This window comes from Nonomuraea sp. NPDC049684, from assembly GCF_044465345.1.
GTDB lineage: Bacteria > Actinomycetota > Actinomycetes > Streptosporangiales > Streptosporangiaceae > Nonomuraea.
In genome coordinates this window covers 117,778-137,567 of record NZ_JBITLO010000017.1, presented here as the reverse complement: position 1 = coordinate 137,567, position 19,790 = coordinate 117,778, and the positions used below count along the sequence as shown (strand labels likewise).

General features: G+C 69.7%; 22 protein-coding genes. 14 read left to right on the top strand and 8 right to left on the bottom strand.

Annotation, left to right across the window (positions count from 1 at the left end; translation table 11 throughout):
• Window positions 1-52: 52 nt before the first annotated feature.
• Complete coding sequence (locus tag ACIBST_RS40080; RefSeq protein WP_352362260.1) at window positions 53-796, bottom strand: deoxyribonuclease IV; 744 nt, start codon at window positions 794-796, stop codon at window positions 53-55.
• 75 nt (window positions 797-871) lie between these two features.
• Between ACIBST_RS40080 and ACIBST_RS40075 the strand changes: the two genes are divergently transcribed.
• Entirely contained in the window at window positions 872-1,051 is a 180-nt protein-coding gene (locus tag ACIBST_RS40075) for a hypothetical protein (RefSeq protein WP_357973985.1), read from the top strand.
• Between the two features lie 58 nt (window positions 1,052-1,109).
• Here ACIBST_RS40075 and ACIBST_RS40070 read toward each other — a convergent pair whose 3' ends face one another.
• On the bottom strand, window positions 1,110-1,427 hold the full coding sequence (locus ACIBST_RS40070; RefSeq protein ID WP_397178755.1) for a hypothetical protein: 318 nt from the start codon (window positions 1,425-1,427) through the stop codon (window positions 1,110-1,112).
• Window positions 1,428-1,618: 191 nt separating this feature from the next.
• Here ACIBST_RS40070 and rpsF point away from each other — a divergent pair, with 191 nt between their 5' ends.
• The 7 genes from rpsF (at window position 1,619) to ACIBST_RS40035 (ending at window position 6,161) form a co-directional block, all read left to right on the top strand.
• Window positions 1,619-1,909, top strand: coding sequence for a 30S ribosomal protein S6 (gene rpsF, locus ACIBST_RS40065; RefSeq protein ID WP_026214314.1), 291 nt, complete (start codon window positions 1,619-1,621; stop codon window positions 1,907-1,909).
• Between the two features lie 149 nt (window positions 1,910-2,058).
• Window positions 2,059-2,616, top strand: coding sequence for a single-stranded DNA-binding protein (locus ACIBST_RS40060; protein ID WP_352322941.1), 558 nt, complete (start codon window positions 2,059-2,061; stop codon window positions 2,614-2,616).
• A gap of 63 nt (window positions 2,617-2,679) precedes the next feature.
• Complete coding sequence (gene rpsR, locus ACIBST_RS40055) at window positions 2,680-2,916, top strand: 30S ribosomal protein S18 (protein ID WP_020543048.1); 237 nt, start codon at window positions 2,680-2,682, stop codon at window positions 2,914-2,916.
• Window positions 2,917-2,930: 14 nt separating this feature from the next.
• On the top strand, window positions 2,931-3,377 hold the full coding sequence (gene rplI / locus ACIBST_RS40050; RefSeq protein ID WP_352322940.1) for a 50S ribosomal protein L9: 447 nt from the start codon (window positions 2,931-2,933) through the stop codon (window positions 3,375-3,377).
• Between the two features lie 308 nt (window positions 3,378-3,685).
• Complete coding sequence (locus ACIBST_RS40045; protein WP_397178754.1) at window positions 3,686-4,564, top strand: ABC transporter substrate-binding protein; 879 nt, start codon at window positions 3,686-3,688, stop codon at window positions 4,562-4,564.
• A 17-nt stretch (window positions 4,565-4,581) separates the two neighbouring features.
• Window positions 4,582-5,421 carry an amino acid ABC transporter permease gene (locus ACIBST_RS40040; protein ID WP_397178753.1) on the top strand — a complete coding sequence of 280 codons (840 nt, stop codon included), beginning with the start codon at window positions 4,582-4,584 and terminating at the stop codon, window positions 5,419-5,421.
• Window positions 5,418-6,161, top strand: a complete 744-nt coding sequence (locus tag ACIBST_RS40035; RefSeq protein ID WP_397178752.1) for an amino acid ABC transporter ATP-binding protein — start codon at window positions 5,418-5,420, stop codon at window positions 6,159-6,161. Before ACIBST_RS40040 ends, ACIBST_RS40035 begins: the two co-directional genes overlap by 4 nt.
• Here ACIBST_RS40035 and ACIBST_RS40030 read toward each other — a convergent pair.
• Window positions 6,158-7,627, bottom strand: a complete 1,470-nt coding sequence (locus ACIBST_RS40030) for an APC family permease (RefSeq protein ID WP_397178751.1) — start codon at window positions 7,625-7,627, stop codon at window positions 6,158-6,160. The genes ACIBST_RS40035 and ACIBST_RS40030 overlap by 4 nt on opposite strands.
• A gap of 122 nt (window positions 7,628-7,749) precedes the next feature.
• Complete coding sequence (locus ACIBST_RS40025) at window positions 7,750-9,051, bottom strand: MATE family efflux transporter (protein WP_397178750.1); 1,302 nt, start codon at window positions 9,049-9,051, stop codon at window positions 7,750-7,752.
• 284 nt (window positions 9,052-9,335) lie between these two features.
• Between ACIBST_RS40025 and dnaB the strand changes: the two genes are divergently transcribed.
• A complete protein-coding gene (dnaB, locus tag ACIBST_RS40020) occupies window positions 9,336-12,188 on the top strand; it encodes a replicative DNA helicase (RefSeq protein ID WP_397178749.1) in 2,853 nt (950 codons plus the stop codon).
• Between the two features lie 106 nt (window positions 12,189-12,294).
• Complete coding sequence (locus ACIBST_RS40015; protein WP_397178748.1) at window positions 12,295-12,750, top strand: universal stress protein; 456 nt, start codon at window positions 12,295-12,297, stop codon at window positions 12,748-12,750.
• Here ACIBST_RS40015 and soxR read toward each other — a convergent pair.
• Entirely contained in the window at window positions 12,716-13,222 is a 507-nt protein-coding gene (soxR, locus tag ACIBST_RS40010) for a redox-sensitive transcriptional activator SoxR (RefSeq protein ID WP_397178747.1), read from the bottom strand. The genes ACIBST_RS40015 and soxR overlap by 35 nt on opposite strands.
• Window positions 13,223-13,231: 9 nt before the next feature.
• On the bottom strand, window positions 13,232-13,663 hold the full coding sequence (locus ACIBST_RS40005) for an Lrp/AsnC family transcriptional regulator (protein WP_397178746.1): 432 nt from the start codon (window positions 13,661-13,663) through the stop codon (window positions 13,232-13,234).
• Between the two features lie 56 nt (window positions 13,664-13,719).
• On the opposite strand from ACIBST_RS40005, the gene ACIBST_RS40000 reads away from it, so the two are divergent.
• Complete coding sequence (locus ACIBST_RS40000) at window positions 13,720-14,631, top strand: SMP-30/gluconolactonase/LRE family protein (RefSeq protein ID WP_397178745.1); 912 nt, start codon at window positions 13,720-13,722, stop codon at window positions 14,629-14,631.
• 49 nt (window positions 14,632-14,680) lie between these two features.
• On the opposite strand, the gene ACIBST_RS39995 is transcribed toward ACIBST_RS40000, so the two are convergent.
• Together ACIBST_RS39995 and ACIBST_RS39990 are read right to left on the bottom strand one after the other, a co-directional pair.
• Window positions 14,681-15,412 carry an ABC transporter permease gene (locus ACIBST_RS39995; protein WP_397178744.1) on the bottom strand — a complete coding sequence of 244 codons (732 nt, stop codon included), beginning with the start codon at window positions 15,410-15,412 and terminating at the stop codon, window positions 14,681-14,683.
• Window positions 15,409-16,314: an ABC transporter ATP-binding protein gene (locus ACIBST_RS39990; protein ID WP_397178743.1), complete on the bottom strand. Its 906-nt coding sequence runs from the start codon at window positions 16,312-16,314 to the stop codon at window positions 15,409-15,411. Before ACIBST_RS39990 ends, ACIBST_RS39995 begins: the two co-directional genes overlap by 4 nt.
• Before the next feature lie 109 nt (window positions 16,315-16,423).
• Between ACIBST_RS39990 and ACIBST_RS39985 the strand changes: the two genes are divergently transcribed.
• The 3 genes from ACIBST_RS39985 (at window position 16,424) to dnaN (ending at window position 19,729) form a co-directional block, all read left to right on the top strand.
• Complete coding sequence (locus tag ACIBST_RS39985; RefSeq protein ID WP_397178742.1) at window positions 16,424-17,842, top strand: sensor histidine kinase; 1,419 nt, start codon at window positions 16,424-16,426, stop codon at window positions 17,840-17,842.
• Window positions 17,842-18,495 (top strand): LuxR C-terminal-related transcriptional regulator, encoded by a 654-nt coding sequence (locus tag ACIBST_RS39980; RefSeq protein WP_397178741.1) that lies wholly within the window; start codon window positions 17,842-17,844, stop codon window positions 18,493-18,495. Before ACIBST_RS39985 ends, ACIBST_RS39980 begins: the two co-directional genes overlap by 1 nt.
• 136 nt (window positions 18,496-18,631) lie before the next feature.
• On the top strand, window positions 18,632-19,729 hold the full coding sequence (gene dnaN / locus ACIBST_RS39975) for a DNA polymerase III subunit beta (protein ID WP_397178740.1): 1,098 nt from the start codon (window positions 18,632-18,634) through the stop codon (window positions 19,727-19,729).
• The last annotated feature ends 61 nt before the right edge of the window (window positions 19,730-19,790 follow it).

The window sequence follows — 19,790 nt, the reverse complement described above, 5'->3', positions numbered from 1 at the left end:
CGGTAATCCAGGGAAGTTATCCACAGGCTGTGTGTTTTCGGTCGGGAGACGTTCAGAGGTTCTTGCGCAGGAACGCGATGTCGTCGGCCTGGCCCTCGCCCGGCGTCTCCACCACGACCGGGGCTCCCGCCGCGCGGCAGACCGCCAGGATCAGCTCCGGGTCGATCTTCCCCTGGCCCAGGTTGGCGTGCCGGTCGGCGCCGGAGTCGAAGTCGTCGCGCGAGTCGTTGCAGTGGACGAGGTCGATGCGGCCGGTGATCGCCTTGACCCGCTCGACCAGGTCGACCAGTTCCTCGCCGCCCGCGTGCGCGTGACAGGTGTCGAGGCAGAAGCCCACGTCGAAGCCGTCGAGCGCGTCCCACAGACGGGCGATGCGCTCCAGCTTGCGGGCCATGGCGTTGCCGCCGCCCGCGGTGTTCTCGATGAGCACGGGGATCGGGCACTCCATGCGCTCGAACACCTTGCGCCAGTTGTCGAAGCCCACCTGCGGGTCGTCGCTCTTGTTGACGTGGCCGCCGTGCACGACCAGGCCCTTGGCGCCGAGCCCCGCGGCCGCTTTGAGGTGCTGTTCGAGCAGCTTGCGGCTGGGGATCCTGATGCGGTTGTTCGTCGTGGCGACGTTGATCAGGTAGGGGGCGTGGATGTAGACGTCGACGCCCTCGACCGGCTTGTCCGGCAGCACCGGCTTGGCGTAGCCCTGCGGGTCGCCGAGGAAGAACTGCACGACCTCCGCCCCGATCCGTTCGGCGTGAGCGGCGGGATCGTCCTGGTCGACGTGAGCTCCGATACGCACCATGTCAAGGAGCTTATCCGTTTGGCGGAACCGCCTCCGGGAAGACGCCCGGCACCCCCTACCCCGAGGAGAGCGCACATGACACGCTGGCGGCTGCGGGCGCTGATCTTATTGGTCTACGTGATCGTCGGGATCTACGTCGCCTGGATCTACGACTACATCACCCCGGGTCTCCTCCGGGACGTCGCCGAGGCGCTGCTCGCGGTGTTCCTCTGGTTCCTGGTGCTGCTCGGCATCGACCTGCACATCGGCAGGTGAGTCACATATCCCCGACGGCCCCGGCGTCACCGGGGCCGTCGGCCGGGCGCAAGGCCCGTCAAGGATGCGGCAGGAAGCCGCCGTGGGCGATGCCGAGCACGGCCCCCACGAACGAGGCCACCAGGCCGACGATGTTGACCGAACGCTGCGGCGTGGTCACCGAGATGTACTGCGAGTAGAGCCCGGTCCCGAAACCGAGCGTGCCGATCCAGGACGAGATCACGTGGGCGGCGGGGAAGAACGCGGCGACGAACGCCACGAGCCCGCACACCAGTGTCCCGATCGCCAGGCCGTTCTCCACCGGGTGAGAGCGTCCGTCGGTGTTGAGCGTGAGCCTGAACCGCTCCCTCTCCGAGGGATGAAGCACATGTGGCACAGCCGCCACCCCCTTGGTTTCCTACAGGCCTTCCCACCTACTCGTGGCTGGTAACCTGGGCAGCGCTGCGTTGTGATGGGTGACCCATCGCCCCGGGGCGCCGAAATGGGGCGCCGCGGCCTGACGTCAGCGTCCTCCTGTCACGGCAGAGTGTCGTGACCGCAAAAGTCCAGAGGAGGTTGGAGTCCCGCATGCGTCGTTACGAAGTAATGGTCATTCTGGACCCTTCGCTCGATGAGCGCACTGTCGCGCCGTCCCTCGACCAGTTCCTCACCGTGGTCCGCAACGACGGCGGCACCGTGGAGAAGGTCGACGTCTGGGGCCGTCGCCGTCTCGCCTACGACATCGACAAGAAGTCGGAAGGCATCTACGCCGTCATCGACCTGTCCGCGGAGCCCGCGACGGTCAAGGAGCTCGACCGCCAGATGAACCTCAACGAGGGCATCCTGCGCACCAAGGTCCTGCGCCCGGACGTGCACTAGCCATCAGGAAAGCCGCGAAGCGGGCCGTCCCTCCGGGAGGCGGCTCAACGAGCGGGTTTCTTGTTGACGACCACCGGCTTTTTGTCGGAGAGCACCCGTACTCTGAGCCGTAACCCAAGCGAAGGCGTGCAGGAAGGCGAGCGCTAGCCATGGCAGCAGGCGACACCGTAATCACCATCGTCGGCAACCTTGTCGACGACCCGGAGCTGCGCTTCACCCCGACGGGTCAAGCGGTGGCTCGATTCCGCATCGCGTCCACTCCGCGGTTCATGGATCGCCAGACCAACGAGTGGAAGGATGGCGAAAGCCTCTTCCTGACCTGCAACGTGTGGCGGCAGGCGGCGGAGAACGCCGCCGAGAGCCTCCAGCGCGGCATGCGGGTCATCGTGCAGGGGCGGCTCAAGCAACGGTCTTACGAGACCAAGGAAGGCGAGAAGCGCACGGTCTATGAGGTCGAGGTCGACGAGGTCGGCCCGTCCCTGCGCAACGCCACGGCCAAGGTCAACCGCACCACCCGCCAGGGTGGCGGCGGTGGCGGCGGCTTCGGCGGCGGTCCCGCCGACGACCCGTGGGCCTCTGCCTCGCCCGCCCCGCCCCAGGGCGGCGGCTACCAGGGCGGTGGCGGCGGCTTCGGCGGCGGCGGTGGCGGCAACCAGGGCGGCGGCTTCGGCGGCGGCAACGACTTCAGCGACGAACCGCCTTTCTAACATCTGTCCACAAGCCCGAGTCCATTCCCGCCCGAAAAGCGGGGCTCTGAGAGGAGCACCACGATGGCTAAGCCGGCACTGCGCAAGCCCAAGAAGAAGGTTTGCCTGTTCTGCCACGACAAGATCTCATACGTCGACTACAAGGACACGGCGCTGCTGCGGAAGTTCATCTCCGACCGCGGCAAGATCCGTGCGCGCCGGGTGACGGGCAACTGCACCCAGCACCAGCGCGACGTGGCGACCGCGATCAAGAACGCCCGTGAGGTGGCTCTGCTGCCTTACACGAGCACCGCGCGCTAAGGAGGTCTGTCGACATGAAGCTCATCCTCACCAACGAGGTCTCCGGCCTCGGCGCCCCTGGCGACGTCGTCGAGGTCAAGGACGGCTACGGCCGTAACTACCTCATCCCGCGCGGCTACGCCATGCGCTGGACGCGTGGCGCCGAGCGCCAGATCGAGACCATCAAGAAGGCTCGCGACGCTCGCGAGATCCGCGACCTCGGCACCGCCAAGGAGGTCGCCGGCCAGCTCGGCGCCCTGCGCGTGCGGCTGTCCACCCGCGCGGGCGAGTCGGGCCGGCTGTTCGGCTCGATCACCACGGGCGACATCGCCGACGCCGTCAAGGCGGCCGGCGGCCCGATCCTCGACCGCCGTCGCATCGAGATCCGCAACCCGATCAAGAGCGTCGGGTCGCACAAGATCACCGTCAAGCTCCACCCCGAGGTGTCGGCGTCCGTCGACGTCGACGTCGTGGCCGGCTGACGAACGCTGATCAAGCCCCTCTCCGCCAGGAGGGGGGCTTTTTCACGTTCCGGGGCCAGGGTGAACGGCCAGGGTGAACGGGCGGTGTGAACGGGCGGTGTGAACGGGCGGGGTTAGCGGGCGGGGTGAACGGCTGGTGGGCCTGCACCGGTCGTGCCGCCGCGACGTGCGCCGGTCCGGGACCGGCCGCCACGGTGGCGCGTTCCCCCGTGGGACCGGCCGGCCTGGTGACCTGCGCACTTATTTCCCATTGAGGACGCGTAGAATGCCTGCGTTCTTTGTGTGTGTTTCCCCCTGGAGGCTCTGCCATGGCCCGTTCCACGATGCTGCTCGCGATCGGTGTGCTCGCGGTAGGGGCCGTCGCATGTGCCCCGGCAGACCAACCGGCCGCCACGACGACCGGTTCCGCGGCGACCGGCTCAGCGGCGGCCGACGCCTGCGCCAAGGACCAGCTCAAGCTCGTCAACGGCGGCAAGCTGACCGTCGGCACCGACAAGCCGGCCTACGAGCCGTGGTTCAAGGACGACGACCCGAGCAACGGCCAGGGGTTCGAGAGCGCGGTGGCGTTCGCGGTGGCCGGTGAGCTCGGCTTCGACCGGACCGAGGTGGAGTGGAGCACGGTCAAGTTCGACTCGGCGTTCGCGCCCGGGGCCAAGCAGTTCGACTTCGACGTCAACCAGGTCTCGATCAACCCCGACCGCGCCAAGGCGGTCGACTTCAGCAAGGGCTACTACACGGTCAAGCAGGCCGTCGTGGCGATCAAGGGCAGCAAGTACGCCGAGGCCAAGACCGTGGCCGAGCTCAAGGACGCCAAGTTCGGCGTCCAGGTGGGCACGACGTCGCTGGCCGGCGTCAACGACGTCGTCAAGCCGTCCGCCGAGCCCAACGTCTACAACGACCAGGTCGACGCCGTGAACGCGCTGAAGAACAAGCAGGTGGACGCGATCGTCGTCGACCTGCCCACCGCGTTCTACGTGACGGCCGCCCAGGTGGAGAACTCCAAGATCGTCGGCCAGTTCAGCTCGACCGGCGGCACGCCGGAGGAGTTCGGCCTGGTCATGGAGAAGGGCAGCGCGCTCAAGCCCTGCGTCGACAAGGCCGTCGACTCACTGAAGTCGAAGGGTGAGCTGGCCAAGATCGAGCAGGAGTGGCTGGGCTCGGCGGCGGGCGCGCCCGAACTGTCGTGAGCCCGACCGGTAAGCCCGTGAGCGAGCACGTCCCCTCGCAACGGCAGCTTGAGCGCGAGCGCGTCCGCAGGTCGCGGGCGCGCCGCTCGGCCTCGATCGCGACGGCCTCGACGATCGTGTTCATCGTCCTGGTCGCCGTCCTGGCCACGAACTCGCCCGGCTGGCCCCGGGTTCGGGAGTCGTTCTTCTCGCCCGAGTGGTTCGTCGCCGCGTTGCCCAAGGTGCTCGAAGGGTTCCTGCTCAACATCAAGATATTTCTGATCGCCGAGCCGCTGATCCTGATCGTCGGGCTGCTGGTGGCGCTGGCCAGGGGCATCACCGCGCCCGCGTTCTTCCCGATCAGGGCCCTGGCCACGCTCTACACCGACGTCTTCCGCGGCGTGCCGACGCTCCTGGTCATCTTCCTCGTCGGGTTCGGGCTGCCCGCGCTGCGGTTGCAGGGCATCCCGACCGACCTGGCGACGCTGGGCGTGATCGCGCTGACGCTGTCGTACGGCGCGTACGTGGCCGAGGTGTTCCGCTCCGGCATCGAGTCGGTGCATCCGAGCCAGATCGCCGCGGCCCGCTCGCTGGGGCTGAGCCACGTCAAGACCATGCGGTTCGTGGTTCTTCCGCAGGCCACCCGCCGGGTCGTGCCGCCGCTGCTCAACGACTTCGTCTCGCTGCAGAAGGACACCGCGCTGGTGGCCACCATCGGGCCGCTGGAGGCGCTCAGGCAGGCCCAGATCATCGCCCTCAGCAAGTTCAACTACACCCCCTACCTGGTCGCCTCGCTGGTGTTCATCCTGCTCACGATCCCGATGGCCAGGTTCACCGACCATCTGGCCGCCCGTACGCGCAGGAGGCGTGGCGCATGAGCCTGCTGACCATCGAAGGGGTGTGGAAGAACTTCCACGGCCACAGCGTGCTGCGCGGGATCGACCTTGAGGTGCAGCCGCACGAGGTCGTCAGCCTGATCGGCGCGTCCGGGTCGGGCAAGTCCACGCTCCTGCGCTGCGTGAACCTGCTGGAGACCGTCGACGACGGCGCCATCCACCTCGACGGCCAGGAGATCACCGACCCCCGCGTGGACGTCGACGACGTGCGCAAGCGGCTCGGCATCGTCTTCCAGGCGTTCAACCTGTTCCCGCACATGAGCGTGCTGGACAACATCACGCTCGCGCCCAGGCGGGTGCTCAGGACGTCCAGGGAACAGGCCGAGGAACAGGCGCACGAGCTGCTGACCAGGTTCGGGCTGGCGGCCAAGGCCGGCGCGTACCCCGACCAGCTCTCGGGCGGGCAGCAGCAGCGGGTGGCGGTCATCCGGGCGCTGGCCATGCAGCCCAGGCTGATGCTGCTGGACGAGGTCACCTCGGCGCTCGACCCGCAACTGGTGGTGGAGGTGCTGGGGATCGTCAGGGAGCTCAAGGAGTCGGGGATGACGATGATCCTGACGACCCACGAGATGGGCTTCTGCCGCGACATCTCCGACACCGTGTGCTTCCTCGACGGCGGGGTGCTGGTGGAGAAGGGGCCGCCGGAGAAGATCTTCGCCTCGCCGGAGCAGCCGCGGACCAGGGAGTTCCTGCGCAGCGTGCTCGAATCCGGACGCCTCTAGCGGCGGTGGCGGCCCCGGGCGGCTTCGGCCGGGGCCTCCCGCGGGCCGGCGAGCAGGCTGTTGCGGCGGCCGTACAGCAGGTAGACCAGCAGCCCGAAGGCCATCCACAGGACGAACCACGCCCAGGTGAGCAGGCGCAGGTTGAGCATCAGCCACAGCGTGGCGACCAGCGACAGCGCGGGCAGCAGCGGCGAGAGCGGCACGCGGAAGCCGCGTTCCAGGTGCGGCATGCGCCGCCGCATCACGATCACGCCCGCCGCCACGAACAGGAACGCGAACAGCGTCCCGATGACGACCAGTTCCTGCATGGTGAGCACCGGGACGAACTCGGCCAGCACGATCGCGACGAACCCGATCACCAGCGTAACCCGCGACGGGGTGTGGTACTTGCGGCTGACCGTGGCCAGGCCGCGCGGGATCAGCCCGTCGCGGGCCATCGAGAACAGCACCCGCGTCTGACCCACGATCAGCACCAGGATCACGGTGGTCAGCCCGAGCACCGCCCCCGCGTCGATGACGTGCACCATCCAGTCCACGCCCGCGGCACGGAACGCGCTGGACAGCGGCGCGTCCCCGCTGATCTTCGTGTACGACACCATGCCCACCATGACCAGCGCGACCGCCAGATAGATGACCGTGGCGATCACCAGGCTCCGGATCATGCCCTTGGGCACGGACTTCGGCGCGTTGACGCTCTCCTCGGCGGAGGTCGCGACGATGTCGAAGCCGATGTAGGCGAACGCGATCGCCGAGGCCGCGGCGAAGACGCCGAACCAGCCGAAGGCCATGCCGTGCCCGGCGAAGAGCTCGATGACGGTCTGCGGGCGGACCGGCAGGGCCTTGGGCTCGACGTAGAAGTCGCCGTAGTTGGCCACGTCGATGTGGGTCACGCCCACGACGATGACCGCCCCGATGGCCAGCAGCTTGGCCGACACCATGACCCACAGCGCCCGGAGCCCCACCCGCGCGCCGAGCGCCACGATGCCCGTGAGCAGCACCAGGATGACCAGGACGAGCACGTCGTCCACGCCCTGCGGCACCCGCACGCCGAAGTCGTCGACCGCCTTGACCGCGATGGACGCCCACGCCCTGGCCACCACCGCGGCGGCGAACTGCAGCTCCAGGATCAGCGCCCAGCCGATGATCCAGGCCCAGACCTCGCCGAAGATGACGTACGTGAAGGTGTAGGCGCTGCCCGACGTCGGCATCGTGGACGACAGCTCGGCGTAGCACAGGCAGGCCAGCAGGCACGCGATACCGGCGATCATGAACGAGAGGATCACGCCGGGACCGGCCATGGTGTGGGCCTGCTCGCCGGCGATGCTGAAGATGCCGGCGCCGATGATCACACCGAGACCGAGAACGACGAGGTCGGCCGGGCGGTAGACCTCGGACAGGCTGTGCCGGGCGCCGGTGCGTAACCCGGTCGCCTCTGACGGTGGCAGTCGTCGAAGAATCGTGGACACGGAACACCCCGCTCAGGGAACTCGCCCACTCTGTCTCACCACTTGGACAACGGCAAGCACAGGACGATTACGGTGAACCGGCGTCCGGGCGGCCGGCGCGGTAACGCGACTGGTCGGATCGGCTACGCGCCGGTCACCAGCCACGCCGTGCCGGCCGCGCGCCGCCCGAGGGTGATCAACCGGGCGATCATCCACACCCCGAGCGCGCACCAGAGCGCGACCACGCCGAACCCGGCGGCCAGGAACGCCGCCGGCAGGTACGCCAGCGTCGTCCACACCCCGGCCCAGGCCAGGTAGCGCTGGTCGCCCGCGCCGATCAGCACGCCGTCGAGCACGAACACCACCCCGCAGATCGGCTGGAACAGCGCGACCGGCCACAACACGGCCAGCAGCTGGGCGGTCACGGCCGGGTCGGCGCCGAACAGGCCGGGCAGCAGCGGCCTGGCCGCCACGACCACCACGCCGAGCGCCAGGCCCGACCACAGGCCCCACTGCATCATCCGCCTGGTCGCGGCCCTGGTGGCGACCGTGTCCCCGGCGCCCAGCGAGCGTCCGGTGATGGCCTGGCCGGCGATCGCGATGGCGTCCAGGGCGAAGGCCATCAGGTTCCACACCTGGCCGGCGATGGCGTACGCGGCCAGTTCGGCCTGGCCCATCCTGGTGGCGACCACCGTGCCCACGATGAGCACGATCCGCAGGCACACCGTACGGATGAGCAGGGCCAGACCGGCCGTGCCGGCCTGCCGGACGCCCGCCAGGTCGGGCATGAGCGGCGTGCCGAGCCGTCGCGCGCCCCGGACCACCACGACCAGGTAGACGGCCGCACCGAGCGTCTGGGCCAGCGTGGTGCCCCACGCGGACCCGGCGATGCCCCAATGCAGCCCGAGCACGAACCAGGCGTTCAGCGCCGCGTTCAGCGCGAACGAGCCCACGGCCACCACCAGCGGCGTGACGGTGTCCTGAAGGCCGCGCAGCACCCCGGTGCCCGCCAGCACGACCAGCATGCCGGGCGCGCCGAGCAGGCTGATCCGCAGGTACGTCACGGCCAGCGCCGCCTGGTCGGGACCGGCTCCGAACAGGTCCACCATGGCCGGCGCGAGCGGCCAGCCCAGGGCGATGAGCACGGCGCCGATCGCCAGGGCGAGCCAGATGCCGTCCACGCCGTTGCGCATGGCCCGCGCGTGGTTGCCGGCGCCGCTCTGCCGCGCCACGGACGCCGTCGTGCCGTACGCCAGGAAGACGCAGAGGTTCACCAGCGTCGCCAGGACGGCCCCCGCCACGCCCAGCGCGCCCACGGCCGTGGTGCCGAGGCCGTGGCCGACGATGGCGTAGTCGGCGAGCAGGAAGAGCGGCTCGGCGACCAGCGCGCCGAACGCCGGCAGCGCGAGCCGCAGAATCTCCCGGTCCCGGGGTGTAATGGGCATTTGTCCATTATGGCCATTACACGGCGTGTCGGGCCAACTTTCTTTCCTCCACAATCGGTGGACACTGTTTGCCCAGGTCAGACGTTGATCGGTGCATATCCGAAAGAGTTATCCCCAGGCTCGTCCACAGAGCTTTCACACCCTGAGCGCGATAGTGCACAGCTCACCCACAGCGTTGTCCACAGGCCGCGTTGCCCTCACGCGCCGAACGAGCGAAACTGTCACACCGGTCGGCTACAAGTGGGGGTGGTGCGACCGCCTGCGAGGTTGTTCGAGGGGGCGCGGTGAGCATTGACGAAGAGGGCGGCGGAGGCCCCGGTTTCGAGCGCACCCCGCCGCACAACATCGAGGCCGAGCAGTCGGTGCTCGGCGGCATGCTGCTGTCCAAGGACGCCATCGCCGACGTCGTCGAGATCCTGCGATCCGACGACTTCTACCGTCCCGCCCACCAGATGGTCTACGACGTCATCACCGACCTCTACGGCCGCGGCGAGCCCGCCGACGCCGTCACGGTCTTCGACGAGCTGCAGAAACGCGGCGAGATGGCCCGGGTGGGCGGCGCCGCCTACCTCCACACGCTCACGGCGGTCGTCCCCACGGCCGCCAACGCCGGCTACTACGCCAAGATCGTGCGCGAGCAGGCGATCCTGCGCCGTCTCATCGAGGCCGGCACCCGCATCGTCTCCTTCGGCTACGGCGGCCAGAACGAGGAGGTCGACGACCTCGTCGACCGCGCCCAGGCGGAGATCTACAAGGTCACCGAGCGCCGCACGTCGGAGGACTACGCGCCGCTGGCCGACATCATGCCGGGCGCCCTCGACGAGCTGGAGGCCATCGGCAGCCGCGGCGGCCAGATGGTCGGCGTCCCGACCGGCTTCCAGGACCTCGACCAGCTCACCAACGGCCTCCACCCGGGCCAGATGATCGTCGTGGCCGCCCGCCCGGCCATCGGCAAGGCGCTGGCCCTGGACACCCCGCTGCCCACGCCGACCGGCTGGACGACGATGGGCGAGGTCGAGGTCGGCGACGAGCTGATCGGAGCCGACGGCAGGCCGACCAGGGTGGTCGCGGCGACCGACGTGATGCACGGCAGGCCGTGTTACGAGGTGGAGTTCAGCGACGGCACGGTGATCGTCGCGGACGCCCAGCACCAGTGGCGTACGTCCACGCGCGCCGCCAGGAAGGCGGCCGGCACGCTGCCGTCCCTCCACTGGACGGCGGAGGCGGTCCGGCGGGTCGAAGAGGCCCGCGACGCGGCGTCCGGGCATCCGGACAGGCTGGTGACGCATCGCGAGGCCCTTGAGACCGTGGGGGAGGAGTTCCGCAATGTCCTCCACACCGTCCAGCGTCAGGTGGGCCCCATGGAGAAGGTTCTCACCGCTGTGGGCGGCCCGATCAGGAGCTACTCCTGGCACGCCCCCGCCTATCGGGCGGGCGAGCTCTACAGCGCTCTGCACACGCGGATCACCACGCCGAAGAACGCCGCCACCACCGCGGAGCACCAGCAGGTCGTGACGACGGAGGAGATCGCCGCCACCCTCCGCTGCGCAACCGCCGACCGGCGGCCCAACCACGCGGTGGCGGTGGCCGCGCCGTTCGCGCTGGAGGAGCGGGAGCTTCCGCTGTCCCCGTACGTGCTCGGCGTGTGGCTGGGCGACGGCCACAGCGCGGCCGCGCGGTTCTCGACCATGGACCCGGAGATCATCGAGAACATCGAAGCCGAGGGCGTCCGGGTCACCCGCGTGGGCTCCTCGATCTCCTACCAGCTGACCCTTCCGGAGCCGCCGCCGTCCTGGCGGACATGCGTGGTGTGCGGGGCCGGGTTCGTGCCCAAGACCTCGCAGGTCCGCACCTGTGGCAGGAGCTGCGGAGCGAGGGCCCGTTCGCTCTCCGAGCCGGTGGCCGAGCCCACGTGTCCCGACTGCGGCGGCCGTTCAAGCGGGCTGCGGCGGTGTCAGGCCTGCCATTTCGAACACGGCACCGTCCAGGGCATCCTTCGTACTCTGGGCGTTCTCGGGGACAAGCACATCCCCGCGAGCTACCTGCGGGCCTCCGAGGGGCAGCGACGAGCCCTGCTGGCCGGACTGCTCGACTCTGACGGTTACGTCAGCGCCGCGGGGCAGATCCAGTTCGCCGTCACCAGTAAGAGTCTCGCCGCCGACGTGCACGAGCTGGTGCTGAGCCTCGGCTACAAGGCGACCATGCGTACCAAGCCGGTCAGAGGCAGGTCCGAGGAGAGCTCGACCTGCTACATGATCAATTTCACGACCTCCGACAAGCTCTTCCGGCTGCCGAGGAAGGCGGCCAGGCAGGTGGACGCCACCCATCCCAAGACTCTGGTCCGCTACATCGTCGATGTGCGGAAGATCGACAGCCGTCCGGTGCGCTGCGTCGAGGTCGACAACGCGGATCACATGTACCTGGCCGGCCGGGCCTGCATTCCCACCCACAACAGCACGTTGGGCCTCGACTTCGCCCGTTCTGCGGCGATCAAGCATGGAATGACCACTGTCATCTTCTCGCTGGAGATGTCCCGCAACGAGATCACCATGCGTCTGCTGTCCGCGGAGGCCAGGGTGGCCCTGCACGCCATGCGCTCGGGCATGATGGGCGACGACGACTGGACCCGCCTGGCGCGCCGGATGAGCGAGGTGGCCGAGGCGCCGCTGTTCATCGACGACTCGCCCAACATGTCGATGATGGAGATCCGGGCCAAGTGCCGGCGCCTCAAACAGCGCAACGACCTGCGGTTCGTGGTCATCGACTACCTCCAGCTCATGAGCTCGCCGAAGAAGACCGAGAGCCGCCAGAACGAGGTCTCGGAGATCTCCCGTGCGATCAAGCTGCTGGCCAAGGAGCTGGAGGTGCCGGTCATCGCCATCTCCCAGCTCAACCGAGGTCCGGAGCAGCGCACGGACAAGCGCCCGGCGGTCAGCGACCTTCGCGAATCGGGATCCATCGAACAGGACGCCGACATGGTCATCCTGTTGCATCGTGAGGACGCCTACGAGCGGGAGTCGCCCCGGGCCGGTGAGGCCGACCTGATCGTGGCCAAGCACCGTAACGGCCCCACCGCCACGGTGACCGTGGCCTTCCAGGGTCACTACAGCCGGTTCGTGGACATGGCCCAGCACTGAACCAGGAAAACCCCGATCAAGGTGTGACAAACCAGACAGCACGGAAGGGATGGCGATCGATCATCGGGGCGCTTTACCCGATGACTGAAGCAAAGGGGAGAACGCCATGACCATCCTGATCGCCTACGACGGCTCGGCCGACTCGCGCAGCGCCATCGAGTTCGCCGCCAAGCACCTGGCCGCCCAGCCGGCCGTCGTCGTCACCGTGTGGGAGCCGCTGCTCGTGCAGCTCAGGAAGCACCCGCTGGCGGCGGGGGCGATCTCCCCCGAGACCGAGACCGAGGGGCAGGCCCAGGCCGAGTACTACGCCAAGGAAGGCGCCGAGCTGGCCACCGCCGCCGGTCTGCCCGAGGTGACCTGTCGCGCGGTCGCCGACAACGAGTCGATCTGGAAGACGATCGTCGACGTGGCCGACGAGCTGGACGCCTCGCTCATCGTGACCGGTTCGCGGGGCCTGGCGGGGGTCAGGTCGGTGCTGCTCGGCAGCGTGTCCAACCATGTGCTGCACCACGCCCGCCGGCCGACGCTCATCGTTCCGCCGGTTGCGCAGCCGAAGGGCTGACGCAGCAGACCTTGGGCGGGGACAGCCGGGTGTCCATGCGACGGGCGCCCGGCCCTTCCTCGCCGAGCCGGTCGTGGGGGTTGGCCACCGGGCACCGGTCGAGTGACAGGCAGCCGCAGCCGATGCAGTCGGTCAGGTCGTCGCGCAGCCGCTGAAGCTGTTCGATGCGGTCGTCGAGCTCGCCGCGCCAGGCGGCCGACAGCCTGGCCCAGTCCTCCCGGTTGGGGGTGCGGCCGTCGGGCAGCTCGGACAGCGCGTCCTTGATGGTCGCGAGGGGGATGCCGAGGCGTTGCGAGAGCCGGATGAAGGCGACCCTGCGCAGCGTGTCGCGGTGGTAGCGGCGCTGGTTGCCGGCCGTGCGGCGGCTGGCGATGAGCCCCTTGGTCTCGTAGAAGTGCAGCGCGGAGACGGCCACGCCGCTGCGCTCGGCGAGCTGCCCGACCGTCAGTTCTTTGCTGTTCCAGGCGACCATACCTGAAGCTTACTTGAGGGTCCGTTCGAAGAACGTCTCCAGCACGACGACCGTCTGGGTGCCGGTCACGCCGTCCACCTCGAAGATCTGGCGCAGGACGTCCTGGAGCTCCTTGGTGCTGGACGTGCGCACCTTCAGCAGCAGCGACGCGGGCCCGGCGATGACGTGGGCCTCCTCGACGGCGGGGATCTCCGCCAGCAGGCCGGCGCTGTCGCCCATCCAGCTCGCGCCGTCCACCAGCACGTAGGCGGTCACCGTGCGGCCGAGGGCGTCCTGGTCCACCTCGATCGTGGTGCGCCTGATCACGCCGCGCTCGCGCAGCTTGCGTACGCGTTCGTGCGCGGCCCCGCTGGACAGCCCCACCGCCTTGCCGAGCGCGGCGTACGACTGCGTCGCGTCCTCCAGCAGCAGGCCGATCAATGTCCTGTCGATCTCATCCACAACCGAATGCTATCCGGTGAAATGCACAGTTGGTCGAATGCCGTATGGTGGCCGCCATGGACACGATCCCCACCGAGTTCGAGGTTCTGGACGAGCGCTTCGCCACGATCGGCGGCGACGACCGGATCGAACGTCTCCACACGGGCACCCGCTGGGCCGAGGGCCCGGTCTACTTCCCGGCCGGCCGCTTCCTGGTCTGGAGCGACATCCCCAACGAGCGCATGCTGCGCTGGGACGAGATGACCGGCGCCGTCGGCCCGTTCCGGCAGCCGTCCGGCTACACCAACGGCAACACCCTCGACCGCGAGGGCCGGTTGATCTCGTGCGAGCAGGGCAACCGCCGCGTCACCCGCACCGAGCCCGACGGCTCGATCACCGTCATCGCCGACCGCTGGCAGGGCAAGCGCCTCAACAGCCCCAACGACGCGGTCGTGCGCTCCGACGGCTCCGTCTGGTTCACCGACCCCCCGTACGGCATCACCAGCAACTACGAGGGCGTCGTGGCCGAGCAGGAGATCGACGGCTGCCACGTCTACCGCGCCGACCCGGTGACCGGCGAGGTGCGTGTGGTGGCCGACGACTTCGTCCGTCCCAACGGCCTGGCCTTCTCCCTCGACGAGAAGCTCCTGTACGTCGCCGACACCAGGGCCAGGCACCTGCGCGTCTTCGAGGTGCGCGAGGACGGCACGCTGTCGGGCGGCCGGGTCTTCGCCGAGGGCACCGAGGCCGACAACTTCGACGGCATGCGCCTCGACGACCGGGGCCGGGTCTGGGCCGCGGCGGGCAAGGCGCTGCTCTGCCACGACCCCGACGGCACCCTGATCGGCCGGCTCAGGCTGCCGGAGTTCACCGCGAACCTGGTGTTCGGCGGGCTGAAGAGGAACCGGCTGTTCATCGCCTCCTCCTCTTCGCTCTACTCGCTGATGACCAACGTCACCGGCGCCCGCCCGGTCTGGGCCCGCCGCTGACGCCGCTGCTCCCACCTGCCTACTCCCGACCCGGCCTGCTCCGACCGGCCTACTCCCACCGGAACAGCCGCACGGCCAGGCCCCCGAACACCGCCAGCCCCGCGGCCATCACCACCAGGTGCAGGAGCTGGGGGCTCTGCCCCGCCCAGGTGTCCTTGAGCGCCTGGGCGAACGGCCCGGCCACGGAGAAGTCGCTGACCTTGCGCAGGGCGTCCGGCATCATCTCGCGCGGCAGCCACATGCCGCCGACGAACATGAGCGGGAACATCACCGCCGACCCGATCCCCGAGGCCGCCTTCCCATTGGGCGCCAGCGCCGCGATCACCAGGCCGATGGCCATCAGCGCGGCGGTGCCGAGCAGGAAGACCAGCACGAACCCGAGCCACTGCCTGGGCGCCGACGTCCCGAACGCCGCCATCCCGGCCACGATCAGCACGACCGTGGACACGGCACCGACGGTCAGGTTGATCAGCAGCTGGACGGTCAGCAGCCGTCCGGGATGCACCGGCGTGGTGGACATGCGCCTGAGCACGCCCTGCTCCCGGTAACCGGCCAGCACGGTGGGCAGCACGCTGCAGGCCAGCGTCAGCAGCGCGAGCAGGGTCATCATGGCCGGCATGTGCGCGTCCACCGAGCGCAGCCCGGAGGCGTCGGGCTTGGTCATGTCCGGCACGCTGAGCCCCAGCATCAGCAGCAGACCGACCGGCAGCCCGATGGTGAAGATCATGAACGGCCAGTCCCGCAGGTGCAGCTTGGCCTCCACGAGCAGGATCTTCGTCATGACAACTTCCTTCCGGTGAGCGCGAGGAACGCGTCGTCCAGGGTCGCCTGCTCGATGCGCAGGTCGGCGGGGATGATCTGGTGCTGGGCCAGGGCCAGCGTGACCACGTGGGCGAGGTTGCCGGTGCCGGACACCGAGACCTGCCCGCCGTGCCGGACGACCTCGCGCACCTCCGGCAGCGCCAGCAGCACGGCGTCGTCCAGCGGGCCGGAGGGGCGGAACCGTACGTGCTGCTCGGCCCCCACCTGGGCGATCAGCCCCATGGGCGTGTCGGTGGCCACCACCTTGCCCGCGTCGATGAGCGCGAGCCGGTCGCACAGCCGCTCGGCCTCCTCCATGAAGTGGGTGACCAGCACGATCGTCACGCCCGAGTCGCGCACCTGCTCGATCAGCTCCCAGGTGTCCCGGCGGGCCTGCGGGTCGAGGCCGGTGGTCAGCTCGTCGAGCACCGCCACCCGCGGCCGGCCCACCAGCGCCAGCGCGACCGACAGCCGCTGCCGCTGGCCGCCGGAGAGGCTCTTGAAGGCGGCGTCCCGCTTGTGCGCCAGGCCGACGTGTTCGAGCAGTTCCCGCCAGTCGGCCGGGTCGGGGTAGAAGGAGGCGTACAGGTCCAGGGCCTCCCACACCTTGATCTTCTCCGGCAGCGCGGCGCTCTGCAGCTGCATGCCGAGCACCTGGCGCAGCTCGTCGCGGTCGCGCCGCGGGTCCAGGCCCGCCACGCGCACGGTGCCGCCGTCCGCCGGGCGCATGCCCGCCACGCACTCCACGGTCGTGGTCTTGCCGGCGCCGTTGGGGCCGAGGATGCCGAAGATCTCGCCCTCGGCGACCTCGAAAGACACGTCGTCCACCGCGAGGTGGTTCGGATACTGCTTGCGCAGGTTCCTCACTTCGATCACCTTCATGGCATCGACGCTAGGAGCTGCGGGTTTTCCCGGGAATCTCGGTAGATGCCGAGCAAGGGTGTATCTAGGTGCAATGTCCCCAGCGGGGATGTTGGCGCAGACTGGGAGCATGCTTCAACGGTTCGGGCAGGTCGCGGTCTTGTTCGCGCTGCTGCTGGTCGAGGTGGCGCTGATCCCCTTGGCCGGCGCCATGATCATGCTGTCGTTCGCGCTGGGGATGGTCTTCTTCTTCCCGTGGCAGGCCAGGCTGGTCAGGCGGGCGGCCGAGCAGCACCGGCGCCTGCTGCGCGCCTGGACCGGCGTCGAGATCGAGGCGCCCTACCTGCCCGAGCCGCCGCCGCCCGTCCCCATGGCCGACGGCCTCTACCGCGTCGACCGCACGCTGTACAAGTCGCCGCGCATGCCGGCCTGGAACGACCGGTTCAAGTGGCTGCTCACCGACCCGGCGACCTGGCGCGACACGCTCTGGCTGACGCTCGACCCGATCGTCAAGATCGGCCTGCTGCCGCTGTTCGTCCTGCTCCCCGCGCGCGGCCTGCGTCTGTACGCCCTCACCGTCCGCCTCCTGCTCGGCGCCACCTCCGCAAGCCGCCTGGCCGTCCAGATCACCCATCTCAAGCAGGTGCGCAACCTCGCCGTCGACTCCCAGGCCGCCGAGATGCGCAGGATCGAACGCGACCTGCACGACGGCACCCAGGCCCGCCTGGTGGCCATCGGCATGACGCTGGGCGCGGTCGAGCAGCTCATCGACGACAACCCGGCCGCCGCCAAGGCCCTGCTGGCCAAGACCAGGGACGCCTCCGCCGAGACCCTGACCGAGCTGCGCACCGTCATCCGCGGCATCCACCCGCCGGTGCTGGCCGAACGCGGCCTGGCCGACGCCGTACGCGCTCTGGCCATGGACAGCCCGCTGCGCGTCAAGGTGGACGTCGAGCTGCCCCACCGCCTGGAACCCCCGGTGGAGGCGGCGGCCTACTTCGCGATCAGCGAACTGCTCGCCAACGCCGCCCGGCACAGCGGCGCCGAGTCGGCGGCCATCGACATCAGCGTCAACGGCGCGGCCCTGCGCGTCACCGTCAGCGACGACGGCATGGGCGGCGCCGACCCGGCCAAGGGCAGCGGCCTGACCGGCATCGAACGCCGCCTGGCCGCCTTCGACGGCGTGCTGGCCCTGCACAGCCCCCCGGGCGGCCCCACCACCGTCACCCTGGACATCCCGCACGTCCTGCCCGACCAGGCCGGCCAGGCGAAGCTGCCGCCCAAGAAGGCCGCCGCGATCGCCGTCCTGTACGGCACGGGCTGGTGCCCGCTGTTCCCCCAGGGTCTCGTCACGGCCGTCTTCAAGGCGTTCCACATCGACGAGCGGAGCTGGTTCCTGGCCCTCTACCTGCCCGAACCGCTGCAGTGGCCGCTGATCGTGACCAACATCGCCCTCGGCACGCTCATGTACATTGCGGCCATGCGCATCCGGCTCCTCCACAACAGAAGCCTCGTACTCGGCAGCGTCGGCGGTCTGGGGCCCTGCTGATGAAGAGGGTGCTCGTCGCCGAAGACCTCTACCTGCTCAGAGACGGCCTGGTCCACCTGCTCCAGGCGCACGGCTTCACGGTCGTGGCCGCCGTCGAGAGCGGGCCGGAGCTGCTGAAGGGCCTGCTGGAGCTGCGTCCCGACGTCTCGGTCGTCGACGTACGGCTGCCGCCCACGCACACCGACGAGGGCCTGCAGGCCGCGCTGGCCGCCCGCGCGCAGATCCCGGGGCTGCCCGTCCTCGTGCTGTCGCAGCACGTCGAGCAGCTCTACGCCCGCGAGCTGCTGGCCGACGGCTCGGGCGGCATCGGCTACCTGCTGAAGGACCGGGTGTTCAACGCTGAGCAGTTCGTCGACGCCGTGCGCAGGGTGGCGGACGGCGGCACCGCGATGGACCCCGAGGTGATCGCCAAGCTGCTGGCCAGCAACGCCAGGAACGAGCCGCTGGCCGCGCTCACGCCCCGCGAGCGCGAGGTGCTGGAGGCCATGGCGGAGGGCCGCTCCAACGCCGCGATCTCCCAGCGGCTCTTCCTCAGCGAGAGCGCCGTCGCCAAGCACACCGCCGGCATCTTCGCCAAGCTCGGCCTGGCCCCCTCCGACGACGACAACCGCCGCGTCCTGGCCGTGCTCGCCTACCTCAACAGCCGCGCCTGACGGCCCCTTCCCGCCCCACCAGGCCCCACCAGACCCATCGTGCACAGGACGCCCAGCCGTGCCCGGACACAGCCGGAGTTGTCGGTGGGAGCGGCTATTTTCATAGAGGCACGGCGCGACGAAAGGGTGGATCCTCGTGAAGATCCGGGTTAACCGCGATGTACTGGCAGATGCGGTGGCATGGGCCGCCAGAGTCCTGCCCAGCCGCCCGGTGGTGCCCGTGCTCTCCGGGCTGCTGCTGGAGGCGGGCGACGAGCTGAGCCTGTCCGCCTTCGACTACGACGTCTCCGCGCGCGCCCTAGTCGACGCCGACGTGGTCGAGCCCGGGAGCGTGCTCATCCCGGGCCGCCTGCTCGCCGAGATCAGCCGCAGCCTGCCGGCCGAAGACGTCGAGATCGTCACCGAAGGCGCCGAGGCCGTGCTGACCTGCGGAAGCGCCGAGTTCGGGCTGATCACGATGCCGGTCGAGGACTTCCCGGCCCTGCCGGCGATGCCCCCGAGCATCGGCGCGATCGGCGGCGGCGTGTTCGCCTCCGCGGTGAGCCAGGTCGCGCCCGCCGCCAGCCGCGACGACACGCTGCCGATGCTCACCGGCATCCGGGTCGACATCGAGGGCGAGTCCGTGGCGATGGCCTCCACCGACCGCTACCGCATCGCCGCCCGCGACTTCACCTGGCGTCCGGCCGCGCCCGACGTCGCCGTCTCGGCCATGGTGCCGGCGAAGGTGCTGGTCGAGGTGGCCAAGTCGCTGCGCGGCGGCGAGGTGTCGGTCGCGATGGGCGACGGCGTGGCCGGGTTCGAGAGCGTCGGCCGCAGCACCACCGTGCGCCTGCTCGACGAGCAGTTCATCGACTACCGGGCCAGGCTCACCTCCGACTGGTCGATCAGGGCCGACGTCGCGGTGACCCCGTTCGTCAACGCGATCAAGCGGGTGGCCCTGGTGGCAGAGCGCAACACCGCGATCCGGCTGTCGTTCTCCCAGGGCCAGGTGCTGATCCAGGCGGGCGGCGGCGACATCGGGCGCGGCACCGAGGTCGTCCCCTGTGAGCTGCGCGGCGACGACATCCAGATCGCCTTCCAGTCGCAGTTCCTGCTCGACGGCCTGACCGGCATCGAGACCGAGCTGGCCAGGCTCAACATGGAGTCGCCGACCAGGCCCGCCCTCGTCCAGGACGTGCCGGGCGACGCCCAGCCCGCCTTCCGCTACCTGGTCATGTCACTGCGCCTGACCTGAGCGAGCCTGACCTGAGCGAGCTTGAGCTGAGCGAGCTTGAGCTGAGGTCGCCCGGCCCGAG

Excerpts from the sequence above, each read along its gene's own strand:
- ACIBST_RS40080 (WP_352362260.1), bottom strand. The coding sequence starts at position 796 with ATGGTGCGTATCGGAGCTCACGTCGACCAGGACGATCCCGCCGCTCAC.
- ACIBST_RS39995 (WP_397178744.1), bottom strand. The coding sequence starts at position 15,412 with ATGACGAAGATCCTGCTCGTGGAGGCCAAGCTGCACCTGCGGGACTGG.
- ACIBST_RS40035 (WP_397178752.1), top strand. The coding sequence starts at position 5,418 with ATGAGCCTGCTGACCATCGAAGGGGTGTGGAAGAACTTCCACGGCCAC.
- rplI (WP_352322940.1), top strand. The coding sequence starts at position 2,931 with ATGAAGCTCATCCTCACCAACGAGGTCTCCGGCCTCGGCGCCCCTGGC.
- rpsF (WP_026214314.1), top strand. The coding sequence starts at position 1,619 with ATGCGTCGTTACGAAGTAATGGTCATTCTGGACCCTTCGCTCGATGAG.
- ACIBST_RS39985 (WP_397178742.1), top strand. The coding sequence starts at position 16,424 with ATGCTTCAACGGTTCGGGCAGGTCGCGGTCTTGTTCGCGCTGCTGCTG.
- ACIBST_RS39990 (WP_397178743.1), bottom strand. The coding sequence starts at position 16,314 with ATGAAGGTGATCGAAGTGAGGAACCTGCGCAAGCAGTATCCGAACCAC.
- soxR (WP_397178747.1), bottom strand. The coding sequence starts at position 13,222 with ATGGTCGCCTGGAACAGCAAAGAACTGACGGTCGGGCAGCTCGCCGAG.
- ACIBST_RS40060 (WP_352322941.1), top strand. The coding sequence starts at position 2,059 with ATGGCAGCAGGCGACACCGTAATCACCATCGTCGGCAACCTTGTCGAC.
- ACIBST_RS40015 (WP_397178748.1), top strand. The coding sequence starts at position 12,295 with ATGACCATCCTGATCGCCTACGACGGCTCGGCCGACTCGCGCAGCGCC.
- ACIBST_RS40025 (WP_397178750.1), bottom strand. The coding sequence starts at position 9,051 with ATGCCCATTACACCCCGGGACCGGGAGATTCTGCGGCTCGCGCTGCCG.
- ACIBST_RS40045 (WP_397178754.1), top strand. The coding sequence starts at position 3,686 with ATGGCCCGTTCCACGATGCTGCTCGCGATCGGTGTGCTCGCGGTAGGG.
- ACIBST_RS40000 (WP_397178745.1), top strand. The coding sequence starts at position 13,720 with ATGGACACGATCCCCACCGAGTTCGAGGTTCTGGACGAGCGCTTCGCC.
- rpsR (WP_020543048.1), top strand. The coding sequence starts at position 2,680 with ATGGCTAAGCCGGCACTGCGCAAGCCCAAGAAGAAGGTTTGCCTGTTC.
- ACIBST_RS39980 (WP_397178741.1), top strand. The coding sequence starts at position 17,842 with ATGAAGAGGGTGCTCGTCGCCGAAGACCTCTACCTGCTCAGAGACGGC.
- ACIBST_RS40075 (WP_357973985.1), top strand. The coding sequence starts at position 872 with ATGACACGCTGGCGGCTGCGGGCGCTGATCTTATTGGTCTACGTGATC.